A 22,185-nucleotide genomic window follows, 5' to 3' on the forward strand; every position below is an offset into this window, starting at 1 on the left:
GTCCCCGCACGGCCGGAACCTACGACCAGCGCCCGAGCAACGGCTCCCGCGACGCCATGCCCGCGGCACCAGCCCGCGCGACGGCGTCCGGCAGGGCGGCCAGGAACGCGTCCACGTCGGCCTCCGTCGACGTGTGTCCGAGGGTGATCCGGAGCGCCCCACGGGCGTCCTGCTCGGTCAGCCCCATGGCGAGCAGCACGTGCGACGCCTCGGGCACGCCCGCCTGGCAGGCCGACCCCGTGGAGACCGCGATGCCGGCGGCGTCGAGCAGGAACAGGAGCGAGTCCCCCTCGCAGCCGGGGAACGTGAAGTGCGCGTTGCCCGGCAACCGGTCGACCGGGTCGCCCATGAGCACGGCCGAGGGCACCGCCGCGAGCACGCCGGCGACCAGGCGGTCGCGCAGCGCCTGCACCGAGGCGTGTGGCGTCGACGCCGCCACGCCGAACGCCGCGGCCGCGGGGGCGTCCTGCGTGCCGCTCCGGACCTGGCGCTGCTGCCCGCCGCCGTGGATGAGCGGTTCGACCGTGGCCTTCCGTCCGAGCACGAGTGCGCCGATGCCCACCGGGCCGCCGATCTTGTGCGCGGACACGCTGAGCGCGTCGAGGCCGGAGGCAGCGAACGACACCGGCACCTGCCCGTAGGCGGCCACCGCGTCGCTGTGCACGGGCACGCCAGCGGCGTGCGCGAGTTCGACGATCCGCGACACCGGCTGGATGGTGCCCACCTCGTTGTTCGCCCACAGGAACGTGACCAGGGCGACGTCCGAGGCATCGGTGAGTCGTGCCTCCAGTCCGGCCAGGTCGACGCGACCCTGCGCGTCCAGCGGGACCACGTCGACGACCGCGCCCTCGTGCGTCTCCAGCCAGGTCAGGGTGTCGACGGTGGCGTGGTGCTCGCCGCCCGGCACGACGATGCGGGGTCGCCGGCGGTCGCGCTGGCGTGCCCAGAACAGGCCCTTCACGGCGAGGTTGATGCTCTCGGTCCCGCCGGAGGTGAAGACGACCTCGACGGGGTCGGCGTCGAGCGAGCGCGCGACGGCGGCGCGGCCGTCCTCGAGCAGCATCTTGGCGCGCTGGCCGGCGCTGTGGATCGAGGACGGGTTGCCGACGGTGCCGAGCGCGTCGGTGAACGCGGCGAGCGCCGCGGGCAGCATCGGCGTCGTCGCGGCGTGGTCGAGGTAGACGGACACGAGCACTCCTTGGGATGAGCGATGTCCAGGATACGCGCCGGTCCTCGTACCCTGGTCGCGTGCACCAGACAGCGACCGACCACACGCCGGGGTTCTCCCTCCGGGGTTCCGTGCCGCGGTTCTCCCTGCGCTCCGCGACCGCGACGAGCGTCGTGCTCGTCGTGGCGGCAGCGTCCGACGGCAGCGTGACCCGCCACCCGCTCGACCGCGCGGCTGGGACCGACGTGTGGGCCGGCGAGGTCCCCGGCGTCGCTCCGGGCGACCGCTACCACCTGCTCGTCGACGGACCGGTCGGGCCGCGGCACGGGTTCGACCCGACGCGTCCCCTGCTCGACCCGTACGCCCGAGGGATCCTGCCGACGGGGAACGACGAGGCGGACGGTCCCCGGTGGACGAGCGTCGTCGTCGACGACGCCTTCGACTGGGGCGGCGTCGTGAAGCCGCGGGTCCCGCTCGACCGCGCCGTCGTCTACGAGGCGAACGTCCGCACGCTGACGGCCGCGAACCCGCACCTGCCGGACCACCTGCGCGGCACGTACGCGGGGGTCGCCCACGAGAGCACCATCGCGCACCTGCACCGCATCGGGGTCACGACGCTCGAGCTGCTGCCGGTGCAGGCGTTCGACACCGAGCGGTGGCTCCGCGACGGCGGCCGCGAGAACGCCTGGGGCTACAACACGCTCGGGTTCTTCGCCCCGCACGCCGCGCACGCCTCGGCGCCCGCGCAGCAGGAGGGCGCCGACGCCGTCCTGCGCGAGTTCAAGGGCATGGTCCGGCTGCTGCACGAGGCCGGCATCCAGGTGGTGCTCGACGTCGTCTACAACCACACGGCAGAAGAGGGCCTCGGCGGTCCGACGACCAGCCTGCGCGGCATCGACGGCGCGAACCGCTACCGCTGGGCTGCTTCCGCGCCGCCCTACCGGGACGGGTACTACGACACCACCGGGTGCGGGAACACGCTCGACACCTCGGTCGAGGCGACGGCAGACCTCATCCTCGACAGCCTGGTCTACTGGGCGCGCGAGGTGCAGGTCGACGGGTTCCGCTTCGACCTGATGGCCGCACTGGCCCGCGACGGCGAGCACCGGTTCGACCCGTCGCACCCGCTGCTCGAGCGGATCCGGAACCACGCCGACCTGCAGGACACCCTGGTGATCGCCGAGCCGTGGGACGTCGGTCCGGACGGCTGGAAGACCGGGGCCTTCGGCGCGGCCGGCGACCACACGAGCGAGTGGAACGACGGGTTCCGCAACACGGTCCGGCAGTTCTGGCTCACCGACATCGCGGAGGAGCGCCGCACCGGTCTGCCGCAGACCGGCATCGGTGGGCTGGCCGAGGCGCTGACCGGGTCGCGCAGCACCTTCGGTGCCGACCGCGGCCCCCTGGCGAGCGTGAACTTCGTCACCGCCCACGACGGCTTCACCCTGCTCGACCTGGTGTCGTACGACGGCAAGCACAACGAGGCCAACGGCGAGGACAACCGCGACGGTTCGAACGACAACCGCTCGTTCAACCACGGCATCGAGGGCGACACCGCCGACCGCGGGGTCCGGGCCGCGCGGGGCCGGTCGATGCGCAACCTCGCGGCGACGCTCATGCTCTCGGCCGGGGTGCCGATGCTCACCGCGGGCGACGAGCGGAGCCGGACCCAACACGGGAACAACAACGCCTACGTGGTGTCGGACGACCTCACCCCGGTCGACTGGTCGGACGACGAGGACGCCGAGACCATGACCGAGGCCGTCGCCGCCCTGGCCCGACTGCGGCAGGCGCACCCGGCGCTCCGCCCCACCCGCTTCGGCGTCGAGGGGCAGGAGACGCCCGGTGCCTCGCGGATGTCCTGGTACGGGCCGGACGGGCACCCGATGACCGTGGAGGGCTGGGACCAGCCGGTGCACCGCGCCCTGCAGTACTTCGTCGAGTCGACGCCCGAGCACGAGCCCTCCGACCAGGTGCTCGTCGTCGTGCACGGCAGCGGCCGGACCCGCGACATGACCCTGCCGGTGCGCGAGGACGTCCTCGGGTACCGCCTGGCGTGGTCGAGCGAGAAGCACCGCGACCACGAGCGGCTCCGTCCCGCCGGCCAGGTCTTCACGGCGTACGGCCCGGGCATCCACCTGTTCGAGGTGGCGTAGGCGCGAGGGCCGCGGCCCCGGGAGTGGCGCCAGTCGGCGGGGCGGCGCGCTCCTCCTGCGCGTCGCGCGCCGGAGAGCCGGCGTGCGACGACCACAGCGGGGCGCGGTCCGGGGCCCGGCCGACGGACGGACGGGAGGCCCGTGGCGGCCCCGACCCGCGCCTCCCGTCCGTCCCTCCACAAGCACCGACGGTCGGCGCGCCGTCCACACGACGCGCGTCTCCGGGGAACACACGCCCCCTTCCGGGTAGCGTCGCCTCCGTGGCCATCGCAGACCGACCCCGACGCCCGAAGATCGGGCGCATCCCGATCACCGAGCTCGCCCCACGGACCCCGAACGGGTTCCCCGCCAAGGCCTTCGACGGCGAGGTGATCACGTTCGGTGCGACCGTCTTCCGAGAAGGACACGGCATCATCGGCGCCGACCTCGTCCTCGAACGCCCGGACGGCGGCACCCGCACCGTTCCGCTGACACTCGTCTCCGCAGGTACCGACCGCTACGAGGCGACCGTGCAGGTCGACCACGTCGGCGTGTGGACCTGGCACGTCGAGTCGTACTCCGACGACTGGGCCACGTGGCTGCACGCCGCGCGGCTGAAGATCGCCGCCGGCGTCGACACCGAGGCGACCCTGCTCGACGGCGCCGTGCTGCTCGACCGCCTCGCCGAGGAGACCGGCTCCCCCGCGGCCACCCGCGCCGCGGAGCGCGTCCGCGACACCGACCTCGAGCCGGCCGAGCGCCTCGCCGCGGTCGACGACCCGCGCATCGTCGCCGAGGTCGAGGACGCCCCGCTCACCTCGCTCCGCACGTCCTCGCCGACACAGCTGCTCGACGTCGAGCGCACCCGCGCCGGCGTCGGCGCCTGGTACGAGTTCTTCCCCCGCAGCGAGGGCGCGAAGAAGAACGCCGACGGCTCCTGGAAGAGCGGCGACTTCCGCACCGCGGCCCGCCGTCTGCCGGCCGTCGCCCGGATGGGCTTCGACGTCGTCTACCTGCCGCCGATCCACCCGATCGGCACCACCGCGCGCAAGGGCCCGAACAACACGCTCACCCCGGGCCCGAACGACCCGGGCAGCCCCTGGGCCATCGGCTCCGCCGAGGGCGGGCACGACGCCATCCATCCGGACCTCGGCACCGAGGACGACTTCCGCGACTTCGTCGAGACCGCGAAGAACACCGGCATGGAGGTCGCGCTCGACTTCGCCCTGCAGTGCTCCCCCGACCACCCCTGGGTCACCGAGCACCCGGACTGGTTCACGCAGCGCGCCGACGGCTCCATCGCGACCGCCGAGAACCCGCCGAAGCGCTACCAGGACATCTACCCGATCCAGTTCGACTCCGACCCGGAGGGCCTCGTCACCGAGGTGCTCCGCGTGCTGCGCCACTGGATGGCGTTCGGCATCAGGATCTTCCGCGTCGACAACCCGCACACGAAGCCGCTGTGGTTCTGGGAGCGTGTCATCCGCGAGGTCCGCGACGAGCACCCCGACACGGTGTTCCTCGCCGAGGCGTTCACCCGCCCGGCGATGATGCGCGCCCTCGCCGAGACCGGGTTCCAGCAGTCTTACTCGTACTTCACGTGGCGGAACACGAAGGAGGAGATCGAGGAGTACTTCCAGGAGCTCTCGCACGAGACGAGCGACTACCTGCGCCCGAACCTCTTCGTGAACACCCCCGACATCCTCACCGAGTACCTGCAGTACGGCGGCCGTGCCGGCTACAAGGTGCGTGCGGCGCTCGCCGCGACCGGTGCGCCGACGTGGGGCATGTACTCCGGCTACGAGCTCTTCGAGGACGTCGCCCGTCCCGGCTCCGAGGAGAACATCGACAACGAGAAGTACGAGTACAAGCCCCGCGACTTCGCGCTCGCCGAGGCCGAGGGCGCGTCCCTCGCCCCGTACGTGACGATGCTCAACCGGCTGCGTGCCGCGCACCCCGCACTGCGCCAGCTGCGGAACCTGCACGTGCACACCGCCGAGGACCCGGCGACCGTCGTGTACTCGAAGCACCTGCCCGGCGAGTTCAACCGCTCGGGCCGCGACGACACGGTGATCGTCGTCGCGAACGTCGACCCCCACTCGGCCCGCGAGACGACGGTCCACCTGGACCTCGCCGCGCTCGGCCTGCCGGCCGACGGCCTGTTCGACGTCCGCGACGTCGTGACCGGGCAGCGCTGGGTCTGGGGATCGTCGAACTACGTCCGCCTGGACGCGTTCCAGGAACCCGTGCACCTGCTCGTCGTGGAAGGACCCCACCGATGACGAACGACCCGACCGCCTCCTCCGCCCCGACCCCGGACCGGGGGCCGGCCGTGCCGCCGGTCCAGCCGCCGCCCCCGCCCGTGCCGCCGCGCGCCGCACCGGCGCCCCGGTACGAGCCGAAGGTGTCCGCCCCGGACGAGGACCTGCCCGGTGCCCCGGCCGCACCGCGCGAGTCCCCGGACCGCGACGTGCACGAGTCCGCCACGCTCGCCGGGCACCCCGGCGACGCGTCGCACCCGCGCAGCCCCGTCGTCGCCGCGGCTCCCGCGCGCCCCGGGATCCAGCCGGGAGGCCCGACACCCGTCGTGCCGCCGACCTCCGTGCCCGGTGGGTCGGCCGCCACCCCCGCTGCCGGCTCCGAGGCCGTGTCCGGCCCACGTCCGGCCCCGATCGAGGACTGGCTGCGCCAGCAGGTCGCCGAGGGCCGCTGGTCGCAGCCGCACGACGTCCTGGGGCCGCACCCCGTCGACGGCGGCACGAGCGTCCGCGTGGTCCGCCACCTGGCCCGCGCCGTCCGGATCGTCCGCCCCGACGGCGACGACGTCGAGCTGACCCACGAGGGCGACGGCCTCTGGGCTGGCGCCACCGCCGGCGACCTCGGCCGGTACCGCGTCGAGGCCGACTACGACCACGACGAGTCGACCGACGAGGACGACGCGACCTGGACCACCGACGACGCGTACCGGTTCGCGCCGACGCTCGGCGAGCTCGACCTGCACCTGTTCGGCGAGGGCCGCGACGAGCAGCTCTGGCACCACCTCGGCGCGCACGCCCGCACGGTCGACGGCGTCGACGGCGTCTCCTTCGCGGTCTGGGCGCCCCGCGCCACGGCCGTCCGGGTGATCGGCGACTTCGAGGGCTGGGAGGGCCGCACCACCGCGATGCGTCGCCTCAACGACCTCGGTGTCTGGGAGCTCTTCTGGCCCGGCGCCGTCGTCGGACAGCGCTACAAGTTCCAGATCCTCACCGACTCCGGCTGGGTGGAGCGGGCCGACCCGTTCGCCCGCCAGGCGGAGATCGCCCCGGCGACGGCCTCGGTCGTCACCGAGTCCACGTACACGTGGTCCGAGGGCGACGCCGCGTGGATGGAGCGCCGGGCGCAGGCCACCACCCACGACGCCCCGATGAGCGTCTACGAGGTGCACCTCGGCTCGTGGCGCCCGGGCCTGTCGTACCGCGAGGTCGCCGACCAGCTCATCGGCCACGTGCAGTACACCGGCTTCACCCACGTGGAGTTCCTGCCGCTCGCCGAGCACCCGTTCGGCGGCTCGTGGGGCTACCAGGTCACCGGGTACTACGCGCCGACCGCGCGCTACGGTTCGCCGGACGACCTGCGCTACCTGATCGACCGCCTGCACTCCGCCGGCATCGGCGTGATCATGGACTGGGTCCCCGGGCACTTCCCGAAGGACGAGTGGGCCCTCGGTCGATTCGACGGCTACGCGCTGTTCGAGCACCCGGACCCCCGCCGCGGCGAGCAGCTCGACTGGGGCACCTACGTGTTCGACTTCGGGCAGCCGCAGGTGCGCAACTTCCTGGTCGCGAACGCGCTGTACTGGCTCGAGGAGTTCCACATCGACGGCCTCCGGGTCGACGCGGTGGCCTCGATGCTGTACCTCGACTACTCCCGCACCGACTGGCTGCCGAACGTGCACGGCGGCCGCGAGAACCTCGACGCGATCGCGTTCCTGCAGGAGACGAACGCGACCGCGTACAAGCGCTACCCGGGCATCGTGATGATCGCCGAGGAGAGCACCTCGTGGCCGGGCGTCACCCAGCCGACGAGCGCCGGCGGCCTCGGGTTCGGGCAGAAGTGGAACATGGGGTGGATGCACGACTCGCTCGAGTACGTGCAGCGCGACCCCGCGTACCGCAGCTACCACCACGACGAGATCACGTTCTCGTTCGTCTACGCCTTCAGCGAGCAGTTCACCCTGCCGATCAGCCACGACGAGGTCGTGCACGGCAAGGGCTCGCTCGTCGGCAAGATGCCGGGTGACGAGTGGCAGAAGCTCGCGAACGTCCGCGCGTACCTCGCCTTCATGTGGTCGCACCCCGGCAAGCAGCTGCTCTTCATGGGCCAGGAGTTCGCCCAGCCCGCCGAGTGGTCCGAGGCGAAGGGCCTCGACTGGTGGCTCCTCGACCAGCCGGGCCACCGCGGCGTGCAGGACCTCGTCGCCGAGCTGAACCGTGTGTACAAGGACTCCCCCGCGCTGTGGACGCACGACAGCACGGCCGAGGGCTTCGAGTGGATCGAAGGCGGTGACGCACCGCACTCGACGATCGGGTTCCTGCGGAAGGCCGGCGACGAGCGCATCGCGGTCTTCGTGAACTTCTCCGGCGTGCCGGTGGAGCGCCGCTTCGGCCTGCCGACCGCCGGCGAGTGGCACGAGGTCCTCAACACCGACGCGGCCGAGTACGGCGGCTCCGGCGTGGGCAACCTCGGGGTCGTCACCGCCGAGGACACCCCGTGGGCGGGCCGACCGGCCTCCGCGCACCTGGTGGTCCCCCCGCTCGGCGCCGTCTGGCTGCGCCTCGCTCCCTGACCCGGAGCACTTCCGCGCGTCGGAAGCAGTTCCGTGCACAGGAAGACGTATCGCGCGTGGGAGGCCGGTTCTTCCGGCCCCCCACGCGCGATCCTGCTTCCTCCCGCACATGTGATGGGACGGGACGTCGCGGCCCGCACGCCGAGACGGACGGGAGGCCCGNNGGGCCTCCCGTCCGTCTCGTGGGGCGTCTAGTACAGGGCGCTCGCCAGACGACGGCGGGCTGCGACGACGCGCGGGTCCTCGGTCCCGACGAGCTCGAAGTACTCGACGAGCCGCACACGGAGCGCCTCACGGTCCTCGCCGAACACCGTCGGCACGAGGTCGAGCAGCCGACCGAGGGCGTCCTCGACGTGACCACCGGCGACGTCGAGGTCCGCCACCGCGAGCTGCGCGGGGACGTCCGACGGCCCGGCGGCGGCAGCCGCACGGATGTCGTCGGCGGTCCGGCCGTCGAGCCGGTCGAGGAGCGACACCTGCGCGAGGCCGGCGACGGCCATCTGGTCGTGCGGGTCCTGCGCGATCGCGGTCTTGTACTCGGCGATCGCCGTCGCGTAGTCGCCCTGCTCGATGGCGTCGTAGGCCGCCTGGTGGTGCGGCGGCAGGGGCTCCGGCTCCGGCTCGCCCTGCTCGGTCGCGTCCGCAGGGGCCGCCCCGTCGACGGCGACCCGCCCGGACACGCCGTTCTGCTCGGCGGCTTGCAGGACCTGCTCGAAGACGTCACGCACCTGTGCCTCGGGCAGTGCCCCGACGAACAGCCCGAGGGGCCGTCCGCCGATCACCGCGGCGACGGTCGGGATCGACTGCGCCTGGAACGCCTGCACGAGCTGCGGGTTCGTGTCGGCGTCCACCTTCGCGAGCACCACACGCCCGGCGTACTCGGCGGTCAGCTGTTCGAGGATCGGCGAGAGCTGCTTGCACGGCCCGCACCACTCCGCCCAGATGTCGACGATCACCGGGACGACCGAGGACAGCTGGAGCACGTCCTGGAAGCTCTGGTCGGTGACGTCGAGGACGAGCGACGGGACGGTCAGGTCGCCGCCGGTCTCGGATCCGTCGGCCGTCACACCCTGCGGCGCCGGGGCACCCGCGGACTGCGGGGGCTGCGGCGGCCGCTGGGCGCGGTCGACGAGGGACGACAGGTCGACGGCTCCACGGAGCCCGGCCGGGGTCGGGGGGATGTTGCTCATTGCACCTCACTCGCTGCGGTCAGGCCCTGCGTGAACCCGAGCAGGACCACTTTGCCACCCGAGGCGACCGGCGGGACGGAGAAGAGCAGCTGGACGCTGTACGTCGCGCTGATCCCCTTCTTGCTGCTGTCCACACCGGACAACGCCTTGACGGCGCCCTCGGTGTTGACCTCGGCGCCGGAGGCCGTCGGGGTCACCTTCTCGATCTCGTCCAGGTCGGCCGAGACGAGCGCCCCCGCGTCGTCGGTCGCGATGGCGACCGCGCTGTCCGCGGGGACCTCGGACGAGTAGTCGATCTCCGCCGTGTCCGGCAGCGACTTCGCCTTCTTGTCCTTGTAGGCCTTGCCGATCGTGGTGCGCAGCGCGTCGCCCTCGCTCGAGAACAGGTCGGCGTACTCGCTCTTCGCGTCCTTCGACAGGATGTCCGCGTAGGCCGTCGCCACCTGGTCGGGAGCGATCGTCAGGAGCTTCGACTCGGGCGTCAGGAGCGCCGCACCGATCGAGGTCGGGGCGAGGCTCGGGATCTGCGCGTCGGCCTCGAGCGAGACGTCGTAGGCGACCTTGTACGGGTCGCGCGCGGAGTCCTGCACGAGCGTCAGCGCCTGCGGGGCGGCCTTCGCGTCGCAGTCCTCGGCGACGATCGTGAACACCGTGCGGGGCCAGGTGTCGGTCTGCTGCGGGAGCGCCACGCAGACCTGCCCGGAGGAGATCGTCGGCGGCGCCTTGACCTCGGAGTCCTTGCTGCGGATCGAGTAGTTCGCCAGCCGGAGCTCGAGCGCCGCCCCGCTGAACCGGGTCCGGACGAGGTCGCGGTCCCGTCGGCCGTCCGCTTGCTTCGCCACCTCGGCGATGCGGTCGACGACGCGGCTGATCTGCTGCTTCGTCGCCGCGGTCGGCTCCGTGGTGGTGGCGGCGCCGGTCGCCGTCGCGGTCGGCGTCGGGGTCGCGAGCGAGGCGTCGACGCCCTGGGGCCAGTAGTCGGACGAGCAGCCGGCCAGGGTGAGCGCGCCGACCAGGACGACCGGCACGCCGATGAAGGCGCGGGAGCTGCGACGACCCCGCGAGGGGACCTGTGCCCCGGCCGCGGCGGCCCGCCGGGATGCACGGACGCGCGGCGGACGCGTGCCACCGCTGCGGCGGCGGGGTCCGCGGCCGCGACGCTGGTGCAGGAACGCGAGGACGAGGAGCACGATGCCTCCGAGGACGAAGACACCGCCGGCGACCAGGAGCGGCCCGACGGTCGGTGTCGCGGTGTCGCGGGGCCAGGTGACGGACACGTTGCTCGGCGCCGCGGCCTTCCCGTCGCTGACGATGAGCACGGAGACGTCCTGCGGCAGCCGCACGGTGAACTGCCCGGCGCCGTCCCACTCCTGGTACCAGAGGTCGCTGCCCTCCGGCGAGGGGACGCTCGACTCGGAACCGGTGGTCCGACCGACGAGCGCGGCCTTCTCGGCGTCGAACCGGAGCGTGGTGTGCTCGGCGTCGCCCACCCAGGCGTCCACGTCGGCGGTCTTGCCGTAGGCGGCGAACACCTTGCCGGACCCGGAGACGTTGATGCGCTGGTAGCCGGGGTTCGCGTTGAGCGTCGACCCCGGGATGACGGTCACCGGCGCGGAGCTGGTGGTCGAGCTCTGCGCGACGAGGGACGACGGCGGGGCGAACACCGTCCGCTGTCCGACCGCGAGCGCGACGAGCAGCAGGCCGATGACGAAACTGACGATCGCCAGGACGAATCGCACGAACTCTCTCCCTACCGCGCCGGGGTGGGGAGTCGGCGCGCGAATCAGCGACTCAGGATAGCGAGCAACACTGGACGGCGCATCCATCCGCGCTGACGTCGGTCACAGAAGCGGCCCGCCGGGCACCATTACAATCGGTGCGCGGCCCGGACCGGGCCCTCCGCCGAGCACCAGGAGCGACACGTGGCGAACGACGAGGCCGAGTTCGGGACCGAGCTGCGCGGGTACCGCCGCGACGAGGTCGACCGTTCCCTGAACGACCTGCGTCGCGAGCTCATCAAGTCGAACACCGACCGGGCCGACGCCGCGAAGGAGATCCGGCTGCTGCAGTCGCGCGTCTCCGAGCTCCAGGGCGAGCTCGACGAGGCCGGCACCCCGACCTACAGCGGACTCGGCACCCGCCTCGAGTCGACGCTGCGCGTGGCCGAGGAGCAGTCCACCCGCCTCATCAGCCAGGCCGACATCGACGCCCAGCGTCTCCGCGCCTCGAGCCGCGCCGACGCCGAGCGCACCCTGCGCGAGGCCCGCGACGAGGCGTCCGACACCCTCGAGGACGCCCGCACCCGCGCGACCAACGAACTGACCCGCGCCCGCGCCGAGGCCGCCGACACCGTCGAGCGTGCCCGCGCCGAGTCCGGGCTGCTCACCCAGGACGCCCGCAACGAGGCCGCCGCCATCCGCGGCGCCGCCCTGACCGAGGCAGCCGAGGTCCGCTCGGTCGCGATCCGCGAGACGAACGCCCTCCGCGCCCAGGTCGAGCACGAGGTCGCCGAGCTGCGCGAGGCCGCACAGCGCGCCTCCGCCGACGCCCGCACCGCGGCGGCGGACCTCGACCGCGAGACCGAGCACCGCCGCTCGGTGTTCGAGGCCGACCACACGCGCCGCACCGAGGACCTCGACCGCGAGGAGACCACACGTCGACAGGCCCTCGAGCGCGAGGTCGCCGAGGGGCGCGCAGCGTGGCACCGTGAGCGCGACGAGGAGCAGCAGGCGCACGCGCTGGCGCTCGAGTCCGGCCGCGCCGAGCTCGACGCCGAGGTCGCCCGTCGCCGTGACGAGCTCGACAGCGAGTTCGCGGACCGCCGCCGGGTGCTCGACGAGGACCTCGCCGCCGCCCGCGCCGAGTGGGACCGCGAACTCGCCGCCGCCCGCACGGCCCTCGAGCAGGAGGTCGGCGCGGCCCACGCGCAGCTCCGCGTCGACGAGGAGCAGACCCGCGTCGAGAACGCACGGCTCGTGCAGGAGACCGCCGAGCGCATCGCCCGCGAACTCGAGGAGCACCAGGACCGCGTCGCCCGGGAGCGCGCCGAGGCCGACGCCGCCGCCGAGCGCGCCGTCCGCGAGCACGAGGACACCCTCGCCGCGCGCCGCGAGCGCGAGCACGCCGAGGTCGACACCGAGATCGCGGACCGTCGGACGAACGAGCTCGGCACCCTGGAGGCCGAGCGCACCGCACTGCGCCAGGAGATCGACACGGCCCGCGCCGACCTCGCGAAGGAGCGCGACGAGGCACGTGCCGAGATCGCCCGCGAACGTGACGAGGCCCGGACGACGCTCGAGTCCGAGCTCGCGTCACGTCGGGACGACGCCGAGCAGGACTACCTGCAGAAGCACCACGAGACGGTCACCGAGACGCAGAAGTACCTCGACGAGGCGAACCTGCAGCTCGCCGAGGCCACCCGCCGCGCGACCGAGGCCCGCGAGCGTGCCGAGCGTCTGCAGCAGGAGGCCGACGACCTCGAGCGCACCAGCACCGCCGAGGCGCAGGAGCACGCGCGCACGATCGTCGCCGACGCGCAGGACCGCGTGCACCGCATGGTCGCGGACGCCGAGGAGCGCACGGCAGGCGTCGTCGCCGAGGCCGAGGACCGCCTGGCGGCCATCCGGACGGAGCGCGACGCGGTGGCCGGCTACCTCGAGAACCTGCGCGGCGTCCTCACGCACGCCACCGGGCTGCTCGGCGCGGCGCCCGCCGTGGACACCACGGACGCGGACGACGCGACGGACGCCACCGACCACTGACGCAGGCCTGCCCAGAGGCCCGCCCCGCGCCTCCGGGTCGGCCTGCGCCGTGCAGGGGGCGGGTCGCAGGGTCCGCCGGCCGCGTCCGTCAGACCGGCCAGTGCGTCGACAGCGGTGCGCTGCCCGGCACGACGAGGTCGGCGATCGCGTCGAGGACGATCCGGACGTACCGCTCCCCCACCCACAGGTGCTTCGCACCCTCGACGGGCACCACCCGGACGTTCGGCGCGAGCGCGAACCGCTCGACCGCCTCGGCCGGCCGCAGGAAGTCGTCGTGCTCCGGGACGAGCGCGACCACGGGCACCCGGACGGCCGCCCACCGGGCGAGCTCCTCGTCGGTGGTGCGGTGCAGCGGCGGTGACAGGAGCACCAGCCCGGCGACCCGGCCGGCCTCGACGTGTTCGAGCGCGTGCTTCAGCGCGACCTCGGTCCCGAAGGACCAGCCGACCAGCCACGGCGTCGGCAGGCCCCGGTCGGTGACCTCGGCGACGGCGGCGCGCAGGTCGAAGCCCTCGGACACGCCGTCGCCGAAGGTGCCCTCGGACGTGCCGCGCGGTGACGTGACGGAGCGGAAGTTGAAGCGCAGCACGGCGATGTCCGCCAGGGCGGGCAGCCGGGCCGCCGCCTTCTTCAGGACGTGGGAGTCCATGAAACCGTGCGCGGTCGGCAACGGGTGCAGGGTGACGATCGTGCCCCGAGCCGGGTGCTCCGCCGGTTCGGCGAGCTCACCGACCAGGACGAGGTGGTCGTCGGTGACGAGCTCGACGTCGGTGCGCCGCGCGGGCAGTTCCGTCGCGGACCGGATCTCGGTGTCGGGCGTCGGCTCCGGGGTCACGCGATGCTCCAACAGTGGTTGTGCCAGTGCCGGCGCGACGCGAGGTCGGCCGCGTCCCCGAGCACGCCGTCCGTGCGCCAGACCACCACGTGCGCGGTCCCGGGCAGGACCGCGCCGCCGCAGCCCGGGCAGACGTACTCCTTCTGCGCCGAGGCGACCGAGATCGGCTGCACCTGGTACTCCCGCCCACGGCGGACCTCGGTGCGCTTCCACCCCGCCATCAGCCGGTCGAGGCCCGGCGTCTCGTCAGGCTCGACGTCGCGACCGCGGGGACGCCGCGGCCGGTTGCTGCGCGGCACCCGAACTGCCGATCAGTACCAGTTGACGGCCTGGCTGTGACCCCAGGCAGCACACGGGGTGCCGTAGACACCCGCGATGTAGTTGAGGCCCCACGTGATCTGCGTCGCGGGGTTCGTCTGCCAGTCGGCACCAGCCGTGGCCATCTTGCTGCCGGGCAGTGCCTGCGGGATGCCGTACGCGCCGCTCGGGTTGTAGGCGTTGACCCGCCAGCCCGACTCCTTGTTCCACAGGGAGACGAGGCAGTTGTACTGGTCGGTGCCCCAGCCGCGGGCGGTGACCTGCGCGAGGGCGATCTCCTGCGCGCTGCCCGGGTCTGGCGCGGCGGCCACGGCGGCCAGCGTGTTGCTGGCGGACACCGGCTCGTCGGTGGCGGTCGCGTCGTCGGCACCGTCGGTGGCGACGTCGTCGGCGTCCGCGGTCTCGTCGACCTTCGGCGCCTTCTTGACCTTCGGCGCGGGCACGGTGACCTCGTAGCCGTCGCGGTCGGCGACCGTCAGGTCGGCACCGCCGGCGGTGAACTGCTGGGGCTTCGTCGGGGTCTTCACGAGCACCGGGGTGTCGACCGCGGCCTGGGCCACGTCGGCCTGCAGCGGGTTGAAGAGCGAGCCGCCGACGAACAGGAACACACCGAAGAACGAGATGGCGGGCACGCGAGCGCGCTTCCGGGCGAAGGTGTTGACCGAGGCGGTCGCCGTGGGCCTGACACCGGCCGTCGACCGTGCGGTCGGACGCTGCCGCACGGGCGCGGTCGCCACGACGCGGGGGGTCTCGTGCGCGAAGGCCGAGACGTTCTCGTCGGAGACCCGGTTCGCCGCGACGGACTTCGGGGTGGCGACGGGCGCGGTCACGGCCGGCAGCACCGGTGGGTCCGCTCGGAGCACCGAGGCGTCCGCGTTGCGGGTTCGGTTCAGTGCCGCGCGGCGCTCACCCGAGGCCTGGAGGCCGAGGTGCTCGCGGGGATCGCGGTCGGAGCTGTGGTCTGCCGTGTGCCTGCCCATGAGTAGGTCCAGGGTAACGGAACGATCACGGAAAACGAAGCACCGATCCCCAGCGCGTCGCGAGCGGGATCAGCGGACCGCGAGCATGACCTCGACGACGGCGTCGAGGACCGCGTCGACCTGGGCTTCGCGGTAGCCGCCGTGCTTCGGTCGGAACACGACGGAGCGGACCTCGGTGAGGCTGAGGGCCTTGCCCTCGCGGAAGTACCCGGCGAGGCGTTCGGCGAACGCGTCGACGTCCTTCGGGTGGTACCCGGTGCCGAGGAAGCTCACCCGGTGGAACCGCTGCCCGTCCGGCCGTTCGAGTCGCGCCACGACGTCGGACGCCTTGGTCCGGGCCTCGGCGTACCAGGCCTTCTGTCCGACCTCGGTGATCTCGCGCTCGCGCTCACGTGCGGCGAAGGCGTCCTCGAGGCGCTCGAGCGCGGCGTCGACGTGCGACGTCGAGTAGCCGCCCTTCCGCATCGAGAAGGCCGTCGCGCGGATCTTCGCGGCCTCGATCCCGGGGGCGCTGTCGTCGGCGGAGTACGCACGACGGGCGTCCTCGAGGAACCGCTCGACCTCGTCGACGTCGTAACCGAGTGCGGACCGGGCTGCGGTCGGGAAGGTGGTTGCCACGGCGACATTCTGCCAGTCCGTCACCGTGGCACAACCTGGACGCGCTGAGGACGACGCCGTGACGGTGCCGCCGGCGACGATCAGCGGCCGACGACGATCAGTGGTTGACGATGAGGTACAGCACGTACCCGACGGCTGCGGACGGCAGGATGCTGTCGATCCGGTCGAGCAGTCCCCCGTGCCCGGGCAGGAACGACGAGATGTCCTTGATGCCGAGGTCGCGCTTGATCATCGACTCGGTCAGGTCGCCGAGCGTGGCCGACCCGGAGATGAGCACACCGAGCACCACACCGGTCCACCAGGGCAGGCCGAGCATGAGCCAGCTCACGAGGATGCCGACGACGATGCTCGCCGCGACGGAGCCGGCGAAGCCCTCCCAGGTCTTCTTCGGGCTGATCCGCGGCGCCATCGGGTGCTTGCCGAGGTTGAGCCCGGTCGCGTACGCCCCGGTGTCCACGGCGACGACGACCAGGATGAACCCGATCACCCAGAGGTTGCCCTGCGGCTGCGCGGAGAGCAGCACCACGCAGGCGCCGAGCAGCGAGATGTACGCCTGCACGAACAAGCCGTTCGTGAGGTCGCGGAAGACGTTGCCGGCGGAGGGCTTCTGCCGCGCCACCGCGACCTCGACCAGCCGCCAGAGGCTGATGAGGACGATGCCGCCGAGCAACGTGAACAGCGCGGCGACCTGTCCGTACAGGAACGACGCCGGCACGATCGCGATCGCGACCGCGACGCTCGGGATCCGCGGCACGTCGCGACCGGCGAACCGCATCGCGCTCGTCAGCTCGTAGACGCCCACGCCGAGCAGGAACGCCGCCACGACCATGAACGACGGCGTCCAGAGGAGCAGCGAGCCGAGCATGACCACGGCGAACGCGAGCGCGATGCCGATCGCCGCCGGCAGGTTGCGCCCGGTCCGCGCCGTCAGTGCTTCGTTGCGCGCGCCGAGGTCGGCCCGGCGTTGCCGGAGCTGCGCCTCGAAGTCGGTGCGCGCCGCTCGGGCACGCGCATCGAAGTCCTGGCGCAGCCCCTTCTTCGCGGACCCGGTGTCGACGGGTCCGTGCGGTTCTGTGGGGCGGTCACCGCCCGGTTGCGGGCGGCGCATCAGACCTCGAGGAGTTCGGCTTCCTTCTTCTTCAGCGAGTCGTCGATCTGGTCGACGTGCTTCTTCGTCAGGGCCTCGAGGTCCTTGTCGCCGCGGGCGATCTCGTCGTCCGAGATCTCGCCCTTCAGCGCGTCGAGGTCGTCCTTGGCGCGGCGGCGGATGTTGCGGATGACGACCTTGTGGTCCTCACCCTTGCCGCGCACGAGCTTGACGAACTCCTTGCGGCGGTCCTGCGTGAGCTCCGGGATCGTCACGCGGACGATCTCGCCGTCGTTCGACGGGCTCGCGCCGAGGTTCGGGAACGTCGCGATGGCACGCTCGATCTCCTTGAGCGCCGACTTGTCGTACGGCGTCACGATGAGCGTGCGGGCCTCGGGGGTCTGCAGCGAGGCGAGCTGCGCGAGCGGCGTCGGGGTGCCGTAGTACTCGACGGGGATCTTCTGGAAGAGCGCGGCGTTGATCCGGCCGGTTCGGACGGTGGAGAAGTCGTCCTTGGCGACCTCGACCGCCTTCGCCATCTTCTCGGTGGCTTCGGTCAGGACATCACTGATCACGGTGTTACTCCTTCGGTACTGGCGTCGAGTCTAGTCAGCGCGGCAGGTCAGTTGCTGACCACGGTGCCGATGCGCTCGCCCCGGATGGCGGCCTGGACGTTGCCCTCGCCCTCCATGCCGAAGACGTGCATCGGCATGCCGTTGTCCATGCAGAGCGAGAACGCGGTCGCGTCGACCACCTTGAGGCCCTTGAGCAGGGCGTCCTGGTACGTCACGTGGTGCAGCTTCTCGGCCGTGGCGTCCTTCTTCGGGTCGGCGGTGTAGACCCCGTCGACGCCGTTCTTCGCGACGAGGACCTCGTCCGCCTTGATCTCGAGCGCACGCTGCGCCGCGACCGTGTCGGTGGAGAAGTAGGGCAGCCCGGCGCCGGCGCCGAAGATGACGACGCGGCCCTTCTCGAGGTGCCGCTCGGCGCGTCGCGGGATGTACGACTCGGCGACCTGGGTCATCGAGATGGCGGACTGCACGCGGGTCGCGGCACCGGCCTGCTCGAGGAAGTCCTGCAGCGCGAGCGCGTTCATCACCGTGCCGAGCATGCCCATGTAGTCGGCGCGGCCGCGGTCCATGCCGCGCTGCGAGAGCTCCGCGCCGCGGAAGAAGTTGCCCCCGCCGACGACGATCGCGATCTCGACGTCCTGTGCCGCCACGGCGATCTCCCGGGCGATCGAGCCGATCACGTCGGGGTTCACGCCGAGGGACCCGGCACCGAAGGCCTCTCCCGAGAGCTTCAGCAGGACCCGGCGTCGTCCGGTCTTCTCGTCGGTCATCTGGTCGCACCCTTCGTCGATGTCTCGTGGGAATCTACCCGGCCGCAGCCGGTCCGGCGGACGCACGTCGTGCCTCCAGGCCGGGTCCGCGCGCACGAGCGCGCGAAAACGGGGTCAGGAACCAACCTGGTTCCTGACCCCGTCACGGGTTCGTTACGCGCCGACCTTGACGCGGGCGAAGCCCTGGATCGTGATGCCGGCGTTCTCGGCGGCCTTCGCGACGGAGATCTTGTTGTCCTTCGCGTAGTCCTGGTCGAGGAGCGCGACCTGCTTGATGAAGGCGTTGACACGACCCTCGACGATCTTCGGCAGGGCGGCCTCCGGCTTGCCCTCCTCGCGCGTGATCGCCTCGACGGTCGCGCGCTCCTTCTCGATCGCGTCGGCCGGGACGTCCTCGCGCGTCAGGTACGACGGGTTCGCGAACGCGACGTGCTGGGCGATCGAGCGCGCCTCGGCGGCGTTGTCGCCCTCGTAGGCGATGACGACGGCGATCTGCGGCGGCAGGTCCTGGCTGGTCTTGTGCAGGTAGATCTCGAAGGCCGAGCCCTCGACACGGCGGACCGTGCGGACCTCGAGCTTCTCGCCCAGCGCGGCGGCGGCCTCGTTGACGACCTCGAGGACGGTCTTGCCGTCCAGCGGGGCGGCGTTCGCGGCGGCGACGTCGGCGGCACCGGCGGCCGAGACGGCCCCGAGCACCTTGTCGGCCAGCGTCGTGAACTTCTCGTTCTTCGCGACGAAGTCGGTCTCGCTCGCGAGCTCGACGACCGTGGCGGCGCCGTTCTCGCTCGAGGCGACGACGACACCCTCGGAGGTGGCGCGGTCGTCGCGCTTGGCGACGGCCTTCGCACCCTTGATGCGGAGCAGCTCGACGGCCTTGTCGTAGTCGCCGTCAGCCTCGACGAGGGCGTTCTTGGCGTCCATCATGCCGGCGCCGAGGTCCTCGCGGAGCTTCTTCACGTCAGCAGCGGTGAAGTTTGCCATTGACTGGAGTCCTTTCTGGACTGTGAGTGTGTGGAGAGTGGAGACGGGGCGCCGGACCCGGTCGGGTCCGGCGCCCCGGCAGCTCACTCGGCGGGGGTGGTCTCCGCAGCAGCCTCGGCCTCGGCCGTCGGCTCCGCGTTCTTCGCGTCGTCGGCGATCGGCTCGCCGATCTCCTTCGCTGCGACCTGCGCGTCGGCGTCGTTCTCTTCGACGGGGGCGGCGGGCGCCTCGGTCGTGGCGGCGGCCTCGCCACCGAGGAGCTCCTGCTCCCACTCGGCGAGGGGCTCGGAGGCCTCGTCCTCGTCGCCACCGTTGTGGCGGGTCTTCAGGCCCTCGGCCGCGGCGTCGGCGACGATGCGGGTCAGCAGACCGACGGAGCGGATCGCGTCGTCGTTGCCCGGGATCGGGTAGGTGATCTCGTCGGGGTCGCAGTTGGTGTCGAGGATGCCGATGATCGGGATACCGAGCTTCTGCGCCTCGTCGACGGCGAGGTGCTCCTTCTTGGTGTCGACGATCCAGAGCGCGCTCGGGGTCCGCGTGAGGTTGCGGATACCACCGAGGGTCTTGTGGAGCTTGTCCAGCTCGCGCTTCTTGATGAGGAGCTCCTTCTTGGTGAAGCCCTTCGTCGTGTCGTCGAAGTCGATCTCCTCGAGCTCCTTCATGCGCGCGAGGCGCTTGGAGACCGTCTGGAAGTTCGTGAGCAGACCGCCGAGCCAACGCTGGTTGACGTACGGCTGGCCGACGCGGGTCGCCTGCTCGGCGATGGAGCCCTGGGCCTGCTTCTTGGTGCCCACGAAGAGGATCGTGCCACCGTGCGCGACCGTCTCCTTGACGAAGTCGTACGCGCGGTCGATGAAGGCCAGCGACTGCTGCAGGTCGATGATGTGGATGCCCGAGCGCTCGGCGAGGATGAAGCGCTTCACCTTCGGGTTCCACCGACGGGTCTGGTGTCCGAAGTGCACGCCGCTGTCGAGCAGCTGGCGGATGGTGACGACGGCCATGTGCCGTCCTCCTTCTGTCTTCTCGGCGCGCAGCCGTGCTCTCGCACGTCGCTGCGGACCTGTTGCGGTTGTGTCGACCACGACCCTCGGTCGTGGTCCCTGGTGCCCTGGCACGCGACCGCCCGCTCGTGAGAGCGGGACCGATGGTCGGGTGCCGCGCCGGTGACGGCGCTGTGGACACGCGAAGTCAGCGCGCCGGAGCGCACTGCTGAGGAGATGCTAGCAGACGGTGGGCGCACAGGAGGCGCGGTGCAGGTCCGACCTGCACCGCGCCTCCTGAGCGTGGTGACGCTGGTGCGTCAGGGCGTGGCGCCCGCGCTGTGACGCTGGTGCGTCAGGCCTTCGCGGACACGGTGTCGCCCTCGGCGGAGATGCCCATCTCCTCGAGCGAGCGGCCCTTCGTCTCCGGGATCTTCGCGATGACGAAGAACAGCGAGATGAGCGCGAACAGCGCGTAGATGCCGTACGTGACCGTCAGGTTGAAGCTCGAGAGCACCGGGAAGGTGATCGTGACGAGGAAGTTCGCCACCCAGTTCGCGGCCGAGCCGACGCCGAGCGCGGTGGCACGGATGCGGTTCGGGAACATCTCGCCGAGCAGCACCCACATGAGCGGACCCCACGTCGCTCCGAACGACACGACGAACAGGTTCGCGAAGATGAGCGCGATGACGCCCCAGGCACCGGGCAGGTTCGGCTCGCCGTCGACGATCGTCGCCTGCGAGAACGCGATCGCGACCATGAGCAGCGACACGAACATGCCCGAGGACCCGGCGACCAACAGCGGCTTCCGGCCGAGCTTGTCGACCGTGAAGATCGCGATGAAGGTGACCGCGACGTTCACCACCGAGGTGATGGTGGAGATGAGGAAGGACTGGTCCTCCTTGAACCCGACGGCCTGCCAGAGCGTCGTCGAGTAGTAGAAGATCACGTTGATGCCGACGAACTGCTGGAGCACGGCGAGGATGATGCCGACCCAGACGATGGGCTGCAGACCGAAGCGGTTGCCGCGGATCGAGCCCTTCTTCTGCTTCGCTTCCTTCTCGATGCCGTCCTGGATCTCCTCCAGGCTCGTGTTCACCGTGTCGCGCGGCACGATCTTCGTCATGACCTCGCGGGCGTCGTCCGTTCGGCCCTTCGCCAGCAGGTAGCGCGGCGACTCCGGCAACGTGATGGCCAGGATCCCGTAGACCACCGAGGGGACGATGCCGACCAGGAACATCCAGCGCCAGGCCGGCAGCCCGGCGACGACCTCGGACGCGCCGCCAGCCGTGACCGCGAAGAACTGGTCGGAGAGCAGGGCGGCGAAGATGCCGAGCGTGATGGCGAGCTGCTGGAACGAGGCCAGCCGCCCACGGATGGCCTTCGGGGAGACCTCGGAGATGTAGGCCGGCGCGATGACCGACGCGGTCCCGATGCCGAGACCGCCGACGAGACGCCAGATCACGAAGTCCCACGTGGCGAAGGCGAAGCCCGAGCCGATCGACGAGACCAGGAACAGCACGGCGGCCCAGAACATGATGCGCGTGCGGCCGAACCGGTCCGCGAGGCGCCCGGCGAAGAACGCACCGAACGCGCAGCCGATCAGCGCCGAGGCGACCGCGAAGCCGCTGGCGGCCTCGGACAGCCCGAACTCGCCCTTGATCGCGTCGACCGCGCCGTTGATGACGGACGAGTCGAAGCCGAAGAGGAAACCGCCCACCGCTGCTGCGATGGCGAACGCGGTGACCTTCCCCTTGAACGCACGGTCTTCGCCGTGCCCGGTCGCTGTGTTGGACACGATGCTCCTGGGTTCTGCCGCCGTGCGGGGGTTGCTGCACGGTGCCCCGGTGGTCGGCTGGTTCGCCGTCCGAGCGGCGTTGCGTGTTCCGGAGCGGCCCCGACTGTACTCCTCGAGGGGACTCGGGTCACAAACGGGGGGGCTGCGGCGGGCAGGGGCGGGCG

Annotated in this window: 17 protein-coding genes; 4 read left to right on the forward strand and 13 right to left on the reverse strand. The window is 71.9% G+C overall.

Annotated features, from left to right (window positions below; translation table 11 throughout):
• Nucleotides 1–19: 19 nt before the first annotated feature.
• Nucleotides 20–1,189: a cysteine desulfurase family protein gene (locus tag BIU94_RS02165; protein WP_071253907.1), complete on the reverse strand. Its 1,170-nt coding sequence runs from the start codon at nt 1,187–1,189 to the stop codon at nt 20–22.
• Nucleotides 1,190–1,248: 59 nt separating this feature from the next.
• Between BIU94_RS02165 and BIU94_RS02170 the strand changes: the two genes are divergently transcribed.
• The 3 genes from BIU94_RS02170 (at nt 1,249) to glgB (ending at nt 8,131) form a co-directional block, all read left to right on the forward strand.
• A complete protein-coding gene (locus BIU94_RS02170) occupies nt 1,249–3,324 on the forward strand; it encodes a glycogen-debranching protein (RefSeq protein ID WP_071253765.1) in 2,076 nt (691 codons plus the stop codon).
• A 260-nt stretch (nt 3,325–3,584) separates the two neighbouring features.
• Complete coding sequence (locus BIU94_RS02175; protein WP_254782903.1) at nt 3,585–5,585, forward strand: alpha-1,4-glucan--maltose-1-phosphate maltosyltransferase; 2,001 nt, start codon at nt 3,585–3,587, stop codon at nt 5,583–5,585.
• A complete protein-coding gene (gene glgB / locus BIU94_RS02180; RefSeq protein ID WP_139196249.1) occupies nt 5,582–8,131 on the forward strand; it encodes a 1,4-alpha-glucan branching protein GlgB in 2,550 nt (849 codons plus the stop codon). The genes BIU94_RS02175 and glgB overlap by 4 nt, the downstream gene beginning before the upstream one ends.
• 191 nt (nt 8,132–8,322) lie before the next feature.
• Here the strand turns inward: glgB and BIU94_RS02185 are convergent, their stop codons facing one another.
• On the reverse strand, nt 8,323–9,321 hold the full coding sequence (locus BIU94_RS02185; protein WP_071253767.1) for a tetratricopeptide repeat protein: 999 nt from the start codon (nt 9,319–9,321) through the stop codon (nt 8,323–8,325).
• On the reverse strand, nt 9,318–11,060 hold the full coding sequence (locus tag BIU94_RS02190) for a hypothetical protein (protein WP_071253769.1): 1,743 nt from the start codon (nt 11,058–11,060) through the stop codon (nt 9,318–9,320). Before BIU94_RS02190 ends, BIU94_RS02185 begins: the two co-directional genes overlap by 4 nt.
• A gap of 183 nt (nt 11,061–11,243) precedes the next feature.
• Between BIU94_RS02190 and BIU94_RS02195 the strand changes: the two genes are divergently transcribed.
• A complete protein-coding gene (locus BIU94_RS02195; RefSeq protein WP_071253771.1) occupies nt 11,244–13,082 on the forward strand; it encodes a hypothetical protein in 1,839 nt (612 codons plus the stop codon).
• Between the two features lie 88 nt (nt 13,083–13,170).
• On the opposite strand, the gene BIU94_RS02200 is transcribed toward BIU94_RS02195, so the two are convergent.
• The 10 genes from BIU94_RS02200 to BIU94_RS02245 form a co-directional block, all read right to left on the reverse strand.
• On the reverse strand, nt 13,171–13,917 hold the full coding sequence (locus BIU94_RS02200) for an alpha/beta hydrolase (RefSeq protein WP_139195903.1): 747 nt from the start codon (nt 13,915–13,917) through the stop codon (nt 13,171–13,173).
• Entirely contained in the window at nt 13,914–14,216 is a 303-nt protein-coding gene (locus tag BIU94_RS02205) for a hypothetical protein (protein WP_071253773.1), read from the reverse strand. Before BIU94_RS02205 ends, BIU94_RS02200 begins: the two co-directional genes overlap by 4 nt.
• Nucleotides 14,217–14,228: 12 nt before the next feature.
• A complete protein-coding gene (locus tag BIU94_RS02210) occupies nt 14,229–15,215 on the reverse strand; it encodes a hypothetical protein (protein ID WP_254782905.1) in 987 nt (328 codons plus the stop codon).
• A gap of 69 nt (nt 15,216–15,284) precedes the next feature.
• A complete protein-coding gene (locus tag BIU94_RS02215; protein ID WP_071253916.1) occupies nt 15,285–15,833 on the reverse strand; it encodes a DivIVA domain-containing protein in 549 nt (182 codons plus the stop codon).
• A gap of 97 nt (nt 15,834–15,930) precedes the next feature.
• Nucleotides 15,931–16,941 (reverse strand): phosphatidate cytidylyltransferase, encoded by a 1,011-nt coding sequence (locus tag BIU94_RS02220; RefSeq protein WP_254782907.1) that lies wholly within the window; start codon nt 16,939–16,941, stop codon nt 15,931–15,933.
• Entirely contained in the window at nt 16,941–17,495 is a 555-nt protein-coding gene (frr, locus tag BIU94_RS02225; RefSeq protein WP_071253775.1) for a ribosome recycling factor, read from the reverse strand. Before frr ends, BIU94_RS02220 begins: the two co-directional genes overlap by 1 nt.
• A gap of 47 nt (nt 17,496–17,542) precedes the next feature.
• Nucleotides 17,543–18,262, reverse strand: coding sequence for a UMP kinase (gene pyrH / locus BIU94_RS02230; protein WP_071253777.1), 720 nt, complete (start codon nt 18,260–18,262; stop codon nt 17,543–17,545).
• A gap of 153 nt (nt 18,263–18,415) precedes the next feature.
• A complete protein-coding gene (tsf, locus tag BIU94_RS02235; protein WP_071253780.1) occupies nt 18,416–19,243 on the reverse strand; it encodes a translation elongation factor Ts in 828 nt (275 codons plus the stop codon).
• 83 nt (nt 19,244–19,326) lie between these two features.
• The gene (rpsB, locus tag BIU94_RS02240) at nt 19,327–20,244 is read right to left on the reverse strand and encodes a 30S ribosomal protein S2 (RefSeq protein ID WP_071253783.1); all 918 of its coding nucleotides are present in this window, start codon (nt 20,242–20,244) and stop codon (nt 19,327–19,329) included.
• A 334-nt stretch (nt 20,245–20,578) separates the two neighbouring features.
• Nucleotides 20,579–22,021, reverse strand: a complete 1,443-nt coding sequence (locus tag BIU94_RS02245) for a sugar porter family MFS transporter (protein ID WP_071253785.1) — start codon at nt 22,019–22,021, stop codon at nt 20,579–20,581.
• Nucleotides 22,022–22,185 lie beyond the last annotated feature (164 nt).

The sequence above is a fragment of the Curtobacterium sp. MMLR14_006 genome (assembly GCF_001864985.1).
GTDB lineage: Bacteria > Actinomycetota > Actinomycetes > Actinomycetales > Microbacteriaceae > Curtobacterium.

Excerpts from the sequence above, each read along its gene's own strand:
- glgB (WP_139196249.1), top strand. The coding sequence starts at position 5,582 with ATGACGAACGACCCGACCGCCTCCTCCGCCCCGACCCCGGACCGGGGG.
- tsf (WP_071253780.1), bottom strand. The coding sequence starts at position 19,243 with ATGGCAAACTTCACCGCTGCTGACGTGAAGAAGCTCCGCGAGGACCTC.
- rpsB (WP_071253783.1), bottom strand. The coding sequence starts at position 20,244 with ATGGCCGTCGTCACCATCCGCCAGCTGCTCGACAGCGGCGTGCACTTC.
- BIU94_RS02185 (WP_071253767.1), bottom strand. The coding sequence starts at position 9,321 with ATGAGCAACATCCCCCCGACCCCGGCCGGGCTCCGTGGAGCCGTCGAC.
- BIU94_RS02220 (WP_254782907.1), bottom strand. The coding sequence starts at position 16,941 with ATGCGCCGCCCGCAACCGGGCGGTGACCGCCCCACAGAACCGCACGGA.
- BIU94_RS02210 (WP_254782905.1), bottom strand. The coding sequence starts at position 15,215 with ATGGGCAGGCACACGGCAGACCACAGCTCCGACCGCGATCCCCGCGAG.
- pyrH (WP_071253777.1), bottom strand. The coding sequence starts at position 18,262 with ATGACCGACGAGAAGACCGGACGACGCCGGGTCCTGCTGAAGCTCTCG.